Below are 11,250 nucleotides of genomic sequence, written 5' to 3'. Positions count from 1 at the left end.
AGTCTATATTTTGGGGGTCACTACATATCTTTGGTAGGTTAACGGTTCTTAGAACATTATTCTGCCACCGACTTTTAATCGGCTACATTGGACTTGTTAGAGCAAGTCCTTTTTATTTACCCCTATTATATCGTAATAAGATGCTTGTTGTCAAATTTAACTTGCTTATTCCTTGTCAGACGAAATTTACTTTGACTTACTATTACCTTCATATAATTTTCTGATATAGGTACATGGAAGAACGATATGTACCTGTTAACATAGTATTTTGTACCGATAATTTATTTTCTTGTTGATTGAAAAATCACAAAAAAAAATAAAAACCGTCTGTACTTTGACTGAGTAAACGTTTCTTAGAACATTATACTGCCACCGACTTTTAATCGGCTACATGGTACTTGCTAGCGCAATATCTATTATATCGTAGTAGGCTGATTGATGTCAAATGGTACTTGCTAATATAGCATTCAAAGGAGTGCTATATTAGATGCAATTTTATGATTTAAATTTTCAAAAATAAAAGCCTCCTATTTGGAGGCTTTTATTTTACGCTGAACAGCTCATTGTAGCTGCTTCTTGAACGATAGGCTCATCAAATAAGGTGGTAAATTTTTGTGGTTCAGTGTAGTCGTCAAAAGCAAAGAGATCCATTGTACCGTCATCCGAAAATTCAAATGTTCCAATGATATCAACAATTTCTGCTTCATCAGTTTTGGCCACTTCTTTTACTTTTGCAGGAAGTTTTTTCGTGTATTTACTCTCCTCAAGACCTTCCCAAATGAAATTCATATTACCATCTAGTCTTGGACGACCGTTGTCTTCACAATCCAATTCCTTACCAATTAAAATGATGTTTCAATTTTCCCACTTGTAAAAATAACATCGACCATTTTGTCGCAATGCGGACAAATGATTCGCCTTTGTCTAACCTTTTTTTGATTTGATAAAACTATTTTCCAATGGAATAAATTCCCGCAGGAATCGCACTTATCATAAGTTCTATCCATATTTTCTCCTTTTGAGAATAGATTATACTTTTTTATAACAAAACTGTCAAATAGGTTATAATTGGCATATACTTTTAATATGTATTTCAACAGATTGTTACTTTTGGTTCCATGTCTTGTGTTATAATAGCGCTATCATTAGAATTTTCTAATGTGATAAGGAATAACACGCTAAAAAAACTCCTTTTAAATTCATTTTGATTTATCTATTTTGTAACCCCCTTTACAAACAGTCTTAAATGAAGGATCAAAATGGAAAAAGTCTCGTATTGTAAAACACGAGGCTTTTTTTATGGAAATATTTCCCATTTTTTAAGTATAATAGAGGTAATGAACAAACAAGGGTATATTAATTATGACTTAGAGCCACGACGAGCAATCCTTTTCGAGGATGTTAAGTCGAACTACGCTTCTATTGAGTGTGTCTAAAGAGGCCTACCTCCATTGGAGACTTCACTTTGTGTGATGAGCAGAGCAGATAATTCGTATGGTTTAACTTTGGCATCCAGTCCGAAATTTAAGGAGGTTTTTGGGCAGTCTAATGTTGGACGTGCAAGAGATTTTCCATTTTTGATTGAAAGTCGAAAATTCAATTATGCTGCCTGGTATAAAAAGCATACGGACATCAATGGTCAGAAAACAGAACCTACGATACAACATGTGGCATTCGTTGAAAGTTGGGCAAAAAGGACATACATTGTGCCACCTCAAATGGCACTCTATATTGACTATAACCTTCGAATGAATCGCATATTGCAGCATTATACCTCTGCTGAGGAAATTCACTCCTATTCAATAGATGAGTCATTTTTGGATGTAACCGAATCATTGGATTTGTTTTTTCCAACAGAAAAAGACAGATACAAACAAATGGATTTAATGGCTCAGAAACTTCAGAAAGAAGTTTTAGAGACTTTGGGCTTATACATTACTGTCGGAATGGGTGATAATCCATTGCTCGCTAAAATTGCGATGGACAACTATGCTAAGCATACACCTACAATGCGGTCATTAATTAGGTATGAGGACGTTCCTGAAAAAGTCTGGTCAATTCCTAAGATGACAGATTTTTGGGGGATTGGTAAAGGATTAGAAAAACAATTTAACAAGTTGGGAATTCATACGGTTAAGGAACTTGCTTTAGCAAATCCAAATTTGATAAAGTCGAAAATGGGTCTCATAGGTTTGCAAGAATTTTTTCATGCCAATGGTGTAGATGAAACCTTTGTTAAAGAAAAACATGTGAGAAAATCGAGTTCGTTTTCAAACAGTCAGATACTTCCTCGTGATTACACAAAAGTGAATGAGATTGAGCTTATTATTCGAGAGATGGCTGAGAAGTTCGCGATTCGATTGAGAAAGGGAGAGAAATTAGCAGGTTCGATTAGTTTGCTCATCTCCTTCTCTTATCAATCACATCAGTCTCCTATTCACGTCAGTCAGAAGATTGAACCTACTCAAAAAACGTTTGTGCTCCAAGATGAGTTTATTTCTATTTTCAGAAAAAAATATAAATCAGGTGCAGTTCGCCAGGTGGGCGTAGGTGTAGGTGACTTATCCAGCGAGCATGTTCAACAACTTTCTTTGTTTGATATGTTTTCAGACGACGTTAATGATAAACCAAGAAATGTTGACAAAGAGGACAAAATTCAAAAAGTCATTGATGACATAAGAGATAAGTTTGATTTTGCATCAATCAAGCGGGCAAGTTCTTTGACCAAAGGTCCGACCACAATTGCACGTAACAAAATGATTGGTGGCCATGCTGCTGAAAAACGCCTCAATGAACTTGGTATCCGCCATTCTTACAGTCTAAAGGGCTATCCTAATGACAATTCAGCCATTGAATCCTTTCACGCTTCACTCAAAAAGGAGGAGGTCTATCAGACCACTTATCCAGATTTTGAGGCAGCCAAGCGGGCACTTTTTAGCTACATTGAAGGCTAGTACAATCAAAATCGCATTCATAGCTCAATTGGTTACCAACCCCCAAACGAGTTTGAAAAATCAGCTTAAAAAATAAAAAAACAGATTCTACAATAATCTGTCTAAATACTTGAATCAAATCCAATATCAGCAAAATATTTATTAAAAAATGTTAAAATAAAAATTGTTAAAATAAAAGTTGTAGAGCAAGTATAATATTTGGAGGGAAGTTTGAATACAAAAGAACAAAATGAGCGACTTAGCTTATTGTACTATTTAGATTATCAGCCGATTGTCCAACGTGGCACGTTACCAAATGAACGGTACAGAGAGTTTGAAGTCTTGTTACGTAAGCATTCCACAAAAAAATTCCCCTATTTTGAATTCCAAAATTTCACTTCAAATGAAGAAGAAAATGAAGCTTTTCTAAATTGGTTTTCTTATAAATTGTTGGAAAAAATAAAAGCAAACTCAGAAGTTACTTTTTCAATTAATATAGATCCTATACAATGGAATTATAAGGCAACATACGATTTCGTAGAATCTTTGCAACCCTATGCAAGTCAAATCATTATTGAATTAACCGAGCATAAATCTAAACACGATTATAATATTAAAAAAGTCATTCTATTTTTGAAATCAAAAGATTTTTGCGTTGCTTTGGACGATATTACGCAGGGTGTAAATTGTTTAAATCTATTCGTATTAAATGCAAGGCAGATTGATAGAATAAAATTTTCTTTAAACTCTTTTGATAATAAATCAAAAAATTGCGTAAAAAAAATTATTAGTATTGCGCATCAATATAATACAAAAATAGTAATAGAACAAGTCGAAGACAAGGAAATGGAAGAATACCTATTCGGCTATCAGGCGGATTTTTTACAAGGATATTTATATTCTTCTGAGAAATGTCCTCTTGCAAGAAAGGACTAATATTTTATAATTTGAGAAGTTCTAAATATCCATGACTTTAAAAAAATACTACTTAATCTGCAAAATTGGGACGGTGCTCCATTTGCGGATTTTTTTTGGGGGAGACTAGCAGCGACTTTCCCATATCGTTCAGAAGATATTAGAAGGGCGAGTCAATCAAGATTTTAAAGATATTCTTAATCCTGATAGAGACTTAAATGCCAGTCAAAATGTTCTTAAAGAAGTAATTCGATTAGCTTCTTAGCACTCGTAATCGTACCTAACCGACCGGCAATCGGGACTAGCTTACGGAAAATAAGCCTCCCTGGCAGGCGGAAACAAATCCGAAGTACGGTACATCAATGTTTATTTTAACTACACGGCACTAAAAGCATCGAGCATTTTGACCAGGCGGGAAATCCATTGGACCATACAGTTCTGACCGTATTATCTTATTCAATAAGAATATCCACAAATTTAGTAAAGGTTTGTAAAGAGATGTGTTGACCTTAAGCATTCCACTTGCTTACGATTGAAGGCAAAAAGCCTATGCATTTTTTAAGAATGATTTTTTTGCTTTGGATTATTTGCTACTTCTTTATTATTGCTTTTCATTTGATACATCTTACTATCTGCTTCTTTATAAAAATGATCAAACCCCTCAGTAATCGGATGACTAATTTTTACAGTCCCGTATGAAATTTTATTTGGGAAAAATTCTGACTCTAACATTTCTATTTTTTTCAAAAATACATCATTTCCAGTATCAGTATAGTCGGTTATTAAGCAAAACTCATCTCCACCCATTCTGCAAATTATTCCAGTTTCTGAAAAGTATTTAGTCAAAAGTGAGGAAAAATTAATAATGAGTTTATCTCCACAAATGTGTCCTAATTGATCATTGACTTGCTTAAAATCATCAATATCAAGGAGTACAAATGCAAATTCTTTTTCTTTTTCACTTTTCTTCACTTCTTCTTCAAAATACTCGGTAAGTTTTCTTCGGTTATACAATCCTGTTAAAGGATCGGTATATATTAATTTATATGACTTTTGTTGCTGAATTATGTCATCTGAAATGTCAATTGTGTGAATAAGCAGTGCGTACGGCTTGTGCTTCTTATCATACAATGGCGTGTAGTAATTTAGTGTATGAAATTCTAATTCATCATCTTTAAAATGGTCAACTTGACTAGTAAGACCATGATAAATTGCATTTAAAAAGTTTTTTCTAGTCTCCAAATAATGTTCCTGAGATAGGATTGATGACATGTTTTGACCGACTTTAGGAGTGACCTTGAAATAATGTTGCATAAATTTTATATCAGACTTACTAAGAGCTAAATAATTCATCTGAAGATCAACAATATAGATATTTATTTGTTCAACATCGTTCATTATTGAGGAAATAATATTAATTTTATTCTTATCAATTTTTATTTTATACTGAGAAACTCCCCACAGGTAAATAAAAATCAAATTTAAAATTGTTAAATAAATTACAATTTTAGTACCATCATACATATAAAATAATAATAATATCATTTCAATTAAAGATAAAAAAAAATAAATCAATGGTACTTTTCTATCAATCATTTTTAAAAAGTTCTTCATCAGGTTACATCTTTCGTCTTGTACGATTTTTAGTATCGAAAAGGTAATTTTTCAATAAAAAAGCGTATAGAGTACATATAGTTTAAAATAATTTTATCATATTATTAAAATAAAAGGTAGAGGGTTATAAAAATATTGAAAATTTTTAATTCACTATCATTATTTAATTTTAAAGTAATGATAAATGTATTTGTTTTTTCTGAAGAAAATATCTATAAGAATATTTGAGTAATTAGAATTATGTATCAGCTTTAGTACTTCTATTCTTCTGAATTAAAGTATCATTTCACATTTTCACTTTTAAAGTTTATTTCTTGTATGCACATCCTATGAGGGCAGGGGCTATCCCGCAGTTTAATAACTATGGCAGTCAAATAATACTTAAGCCAGTGAATAATTCGCTGGAGGCCCAAAAAATTTCTTCCTATAAACTCACTCAGTAAAACTACAGATATGAGAAAGTATTATGTTATAATAACGGGGAAAGTAATTATGACTGTTAATTTGAAATATAAAAAAATTAATTCATGCATTATTCAATAAATAGTAAGGATGGAAATAAAGTGAAAACAATTGCGATAATTATCCCCGCATACGAACCTAATGAAAACCTAATAACTCTGGTGAAAATGATCTTGGAAAGTAGTCAAACCAACGATTGCCCTCTTATCATTGTCAATGACGGAAGCGGACCAAGTTATAAAAAAATCTTTGATAATCTTTCTAAAGATAACAACGTTACCATAATCAATCATCAACAAAATTTAGGAAAGGGAAGAGCGTTAAAGACCGCTTTTAAATTTTTGCAAAATCACTATCCAGATGTTGAAGCCGCAGTCACTATTGACTCGGATGGTCAACACACTGTATCTGATATGTGGAAATGTATAGTTGAATTCCAACAAAAAGGAAATGAAAATCCGATTATCTTAGGATCTAGAATGTTTTCTGGGAAAATTCCATTCAGAAGTAAATTTGGCAATATTTTCACAAGGAATTTCCTTTCTGCCGCTTCAGGGCTAAGCATTAGTGATACACAAACAGGACTTCGAGTCATTCCTTCCATTTACTTTAGTGAGTTAGAGAATCTAGAGGGCGAACGTTTTGAATATGAAATGAATATGTTAATTTATGCTAAAGAAAATGGGATAAAAATTTATGAAGTCCCAATTGAAACAATATACCTAGAAAAAAATGAAAGTTCTCATTTTGATCCAATCAAAGATTCATTGAGAATATATCATGTTTTTCTGAAATTCATCATCTCTTCTCTTACCTCTTTTTTTATAGACATCGTCATATTTACTGTATTAATGTTCATTTTAAAAGATCAAAATTTTAACTCAATATTTTTGTCATCAATAGTTGCTCGCGTTATATCAGCTTTCTATAACTATACTATGAACCAAAAAATAGTATTTAAAAAAACAAAAAAACGTAATATCATTAAATATTTTATCCTTGTTGTTCTTCAAGTCTTCATTTCTAGTTTGCTAATAACTTTTGGAACCAATATACTTCCTTTAGTAAATCTCACTATTCTTAAAATAATAACTGATTTATTTTTATTTTTTTTCAGTTACTATATCCAAAAGCATATTGTTTTTAAGGAGTAAATGAATGATAAAAAATAAACTTTTAACGAAAATAATCATTCTTATTTCTTTTTTGAGCACATTAACATACTTAACTTGGCGTATTTTTTTCACAATTCCTTTTCATGATAGCCCATTTGCTTGGATTTTTGGTATTATATTATGGATTAGTGAGGTTGGATCATCATTTACGGCCTTTGTCTTGATTTTTAACAAAAATAAAGAATTTCATCTGAAAAAGCCAAATCCCTCAGAGCTACAATACCCTGACATTGACATCTTTATTGCCACTCACAATGAAGATGAAAATATTGTATATAAAACAGTTAATGCTTGTGTAAATCTAATTTATCCAGATCCAAGTAAAATTCATATCTTCATTTGTGATGATACAAATAGAGCAAACATGAAAAAACTAGCTCATGATTTTAAAATTGGTTATATGGGTATGGATAATAATAAACAAGCTAAATCAGGTAATTTAAATAATGCCTTGTCAAAAACGTCTTCTCCATATATAGCTACTTTTGATGCTGATATGATCCCTTTTAAAAATTTTTTAATGGAAACAGTTCCCTACTTTTTAAAAGATGGTGTATCAAAAGATGGACGTAAAATTGGTCTTATTCAAACACCTCAAAGTTTCTATAATGCAGATATTTTTCAATTTCATTTATTTTCAGAAGAAAACCTTCCCAATGAGCAAGACTTTTTTTCAAAAAGTGTTAATGTATTAAATAATATTAGGGGTGCAGCTGTCTATACAGGCTCAAATACATTGTTAAGTCGACAAGCCATAGAAGATGCAGGTCGCTTCCCAACAGAAACTATCACAGAAGATTTTGAGCTAGGCGTTAGAATGAATATAGCAGGCTATAGTAATTATTCAACCGAAGAACCTATGGCTAGTGGCTTAACTCCTACCTCTTTAAGAAGCGTCATCAAACAACGAATTCGATGGGGCAGGGGAGTTATTCGGAGTAGTTACAATACAAATATATTTTTTAATAAAAATTTGACTTTAGGACAAAGAATTGTTTACATTAATGGCTTTTTATATTGGAGTTCTTTTTTTAGGAGATTGTTATATATCGTTGCTCCAATTTTATTTACGGTCTTTCATATAAGAATAGTGATTGCTAATGTCTGGTTACTTCTATTTTTTTGGCTTCCATCTTATGTATTAACTCGATCTGCAATGTCAGATGTTAATGACAATTATCGTAGTCAAACATGGGGGGAAATTGTCGAAACTATTTTTTCTCCCTACCTAGTTTTCCCATTGCTCCTTGAACTTTTGGGAATCAAAGAAAAAAGTTTTAAAGTGACTTCAAAACAACAAGAAGATATTTCTTGGGATTATCAATTAGCTCTTCCCTATATCATCTTATGGGTGCTATCAGTTTATGGTTTAATTACATTTAATATGAATAAATTTGGATTGGCCCTATTTTACGGATCAGTCATTAGTTTTTGGCTTATTCACCATATTATTAACCTAACCTTCGCAATATTTGTTACTATAGGTCGACCAATTTATCGAAGTGATGAACGTTTTTTGGTTAATGACAATGCAAGGGTAAAACTATTAGATACTTGGTACCCCATTACTCTTCATGATGTTTCAGAAAATGGGCTATCATTTATTTCTAGTCCCCCTTTGTATATAAAAGACAAGTGCACAATTGAAATAAAGAATATTGATGAGACTTTTTTGATAGATTGTCGTGTTATAAGAGTTGTTCAAAAAGATGATCAGTGGCTTTATGGGATGAGAATTTCCCAACCATCAGAAGAGATTAAAAGAAAATATTTACAATTTGTCTTTAGTGGTCCTAATGGGTATTTGACTGACCATAGGAATGCATGGATAACAGTGATGGATGATTTAACAGAAAATATTGTTAGACGTTTGGAACTAAGAAAAAATATGTTATTGAAAAATACTAAAAAGGTGTTTCTTCTTAATCCGAGAATTGACGTAAATTATCCCATTGAAATTTTAAAAGAAAAGGGAATGATTACAAAATTTAGTAATGAACAATTGACATGTCGTTTTAAATTTAATGTTCCCTCGAGGGGAGATGTTTCACTTATTCTATTTGATCAACCTCTTGTTCTTTCCGAATTTAAGAAGAATACTTTAAAAAATGAAGTTACTTATAAGATTGTAAACTTTAACAATATTAATTCAAATGAAATGCAACAACTATATTTAAAATTGTGGGGAGACAAAATTGCTATTAATTAAGTTGATCTTTTTCTTAATCTCTTTATATGGATATGTCCTTTTGTCAAGGTACTTGTTTAAGCTAAATATACGAACTAGCTACATAGAAGTAATCTGTGTTCAAATTATTCTTCTATATTTATCCGCTTTTCTTCACATTTTACCTATAATGGTTATGTTTTTATTCATTGGGGGGCTGCTCTCATTTGTTATATCTATACTTCTTACCCGGCAAAACTATGAATGGTTAAGAATGACTTCATTCGATTTAATTGGAATCGGGATGTTATTATACTTCATCTTGTTTGCTACTAGTTTGTGGAAAGCAAAGCTTATCCATTATGATAATTTTACTCATTGGGCAACCATCGTTAAATTTCTTTTTCTTGATAATCATTTACCTGGTATTTCGGATAAACTTATTTCTTATAACACCTATCCCATCGGATCATCTATTTATCTTTACTATGCTAGTAAAATAGGTGGGTATCATGATGGCATGCTTCTCGTGGGGCAGTATATTATCATTGCAGCTTGTCTATACAGCTTATTTGCAACTTTAAGAGACGACCGTCGATTACTGACTTCTTCCCTACTTTTTGCTAGCTTTGGTTTGTTTAGTCTTTTTAATGTAGCAATTCGAACAAATAATCTCCTCGTAGATTTTTTGTTGCCATTATTGGCTTTAGCTGGAGTTGCGGGAATATTCGCTTATCGAGGCCATTTATTGCGTCAGTCATTTTATGTTTCATTGATTTTATCTGTCCTTATGCTCGTGAAAACCAGCGCGACAATTTTTGTTTTGGTAGTTTTGGTAATATATTTTTATGTGGTCTTTCGTGACAATTTTCATAAGAAAAAGTTCATTCAAAGATTATTAATAATATTATTAACCGGTGTAACACCCTTTTTAATGTACCAAACTTGGGTAATCCATGTAAAAAGTACCTTTAAAGGGCTAGAAAATACAAAGCATGAAGTAAAATCTACTACATTGTCTGAAATACTTGATGGAAATCTTTCTAAAGAGATGTTAAAAATTTGTCATAATTTCTTTCAGTGGATTTGTTCTTGGAGTAGTTTCTCAAGTTTATCCTTTGCTTTAATTTTCTTATGTTTTCTCCTCTTTATTTTATTATATGGGATTAAATTTAAAAAATGGAAATTTAATTTTTTTGTGTTCTTTTTGTCGGTGTTTTATACAATCGTCTATTATATTGGTCTTCTATTAATGTATTTACTAGCAATGCCAACAGATGAAGCTGTCCGATTAGCGGGTTTTGAGCGATATGCTTCTAGTATTTTAATTTTTATTTCGGGCATATTAACGATTTTTATAGTTAGAGAACTTGATAAAAATTTTTATGAACAAAATCTTAATAAAAGAGGGTATACATCATTTAAAAATTTTCGTAACAAAAGAATCTATCAACTAGTAAGTTATACCTGTTTGCTTTATTTTGCGGGAAGTTCTTTGTCTGAAGTTAACGGGATGAATTTTCAATTAAAACAAAATCAGCCTCTTCTTTCGCAGAAAATAGTCAATTTAATAAAAAATAAGAATACTACCAAAGGGAAAATCTTAGTTGTGAGTGCTGACAAAACAGATGTTGAAAGCTATTATTTATCTTATTTGTCTAAATACGAACTTTGGAATAATAATGTTGATGTTCGATATGATTTTATCATGTCTGGTGATGATTTTAAAAAAACTATCCGTAACTACGATGATATATTACTGTTAGATGATCACTATACATTTGTAAAAATGAGCTCTATAGTCCTTCATAAAGATCTAAAACCAGGCTTCTATAGCTCAAAATATTTATTAGATCAGAATGGACAAAGTTTAGCTAAATGAAAAATTTATTTATGGGTAGATCCGTCTAAATTTTGAATTAAGCATTTTCTATTCAAGTGATGTAAAATAAAGGTAATTAGTAACGATTGTTACATCAATTAA

Annotated in this window: 6 protein-coding genes and 2 pseudogenes; 6 read left to right on the top strand and 2 right to left on the bottom strand. The window is 31.4% G+C overall.

The window, feature by feature from the left end:
• Positions 1-546: 546 nt before the first annotated feature.
• Entirely contained in the window at positions 547-789 is a 243-nt protein-coding gene (locus tag RT41_RS09690; protein ID WP_096819187.1) for a hypothetical protein, read from the bottom strand.
• Positions 790-1,337: 548 nt separating this feature from the next.
• On the opposite strand from RT41_RS09690, the pseudogene RT41_RS09685 reads away from it, so the two are divergent.
• The 3 genes and pseudogenes from RT41_RS09685 to RT41_RS09680 all read left to right on the top strand — a co-directional run.
• Positions 1,338-2,777: pseudogene (locus tag RT41_RS09685) on the top strand (Y-family DNA polymerase); the annotation flags it as partial.
• 24 nt (positions 2,778-2,801) lie between these two features.
• Positions 2,802-3,023, top strand: a pseudogene (locus RT41_RS10800) (integrase core domain-containing protein); the annotation flags it as partial.
• A 141-nt stretch (positions 3,024-3,164) separates the two neighbouring features.
• Complete coding sequence (locus RT41_RS09680) at positions 3,165-3,869, top strand: EAL domain-containing protein (protein ID WP_180752716.1); 705 nt, start codon at positions 3,165-3,167, stop codon at positions 3,867-3,869.
• 537 nt (positions 3,870-4,406) lie between these two features.
• Here RT41_RS09680 and RT41_RS09675 read toward each other — a convergent pair.
• Positions 4,407-5,462 carry a GGDEF domain-containing protein gene (locus RT41_RS09675; protein WP_096819183.1) on the bottom strand — a complete coding sequence of 352 codons (1,056 nt, stop codon included), beginning with the start codon at positions 5,460-5,462 and terminating at the stop codon, positions 4,407-4,409.
• A 563-nt stretch (positions 5,463-6,025) separates the two neighbouring features.
• Between RT41_RS09675 and RT41_RS09670 the strand changes: the two genes are divergently transcribed.
• The 3 genes from RT41_RS09670 to RT41_RS09660 all read left to right on the top strand — a co-directional run bounded on the left by RT41_RS09670 (position 6,026) and on the right by RT41_RS09660 (position 11,148).
• The gene (locus RT41_RS09670; RefSeq protein WP_245811680.1) at positions 6,026-7,078 is read left to right on the top strand and encodes a bifunctional glycosyltransferase family 2/GtrA family protein; all 1,053 of its coding nucleotides are present in this window, start codon (positions 6,026-6,028) and stop codon (positions 7,076-7,078) included.
• 4 nt (positions 7,079-7,082) lie between these two features.
• Positions 7,083-9,308 carry a glycosyltransferase family 2 protein gene (locus RT41_RS09665; protein WP_096819179.1) on the top strand — a complete coding sequence of 742 codons (2,226 nt, stop codon included), beginning with the start codon at positions 7,083-7,085 and terminating at the stop codon, positions 9,306-9,308.
• 232 nt (positions 9,309-9,540) lie between these two features.
• Positions 9,541-11,148: a hypothetical protein gene (locus RT41_RS09660; RefSeq protein ID WP_143467369.1), complete on the top strand. Its 1,608-nt coding sequence runs from the start codon at positions 9,541-9,543 to the stop codon at positions 11,146-11,148.
• The last annotated feature ends 102 nt before the right edge of the window (positions 11,149-11,250 follow it).

This window comes from Lactococcus fujiensis JCM 16395, assembly GCF_002441655.1.
Taxonomy (GTDB): domain Bacteria; phylum Bacillota; class Bacilli; order Lactobacillales; family Streptococcaceae; genus Lactococcus; species Lactococcus fujiensis.
Note: the sequence above shows the minus strand (reverse complement) of the source record. Positions and strands in the feature narration are given on the sequence as shown.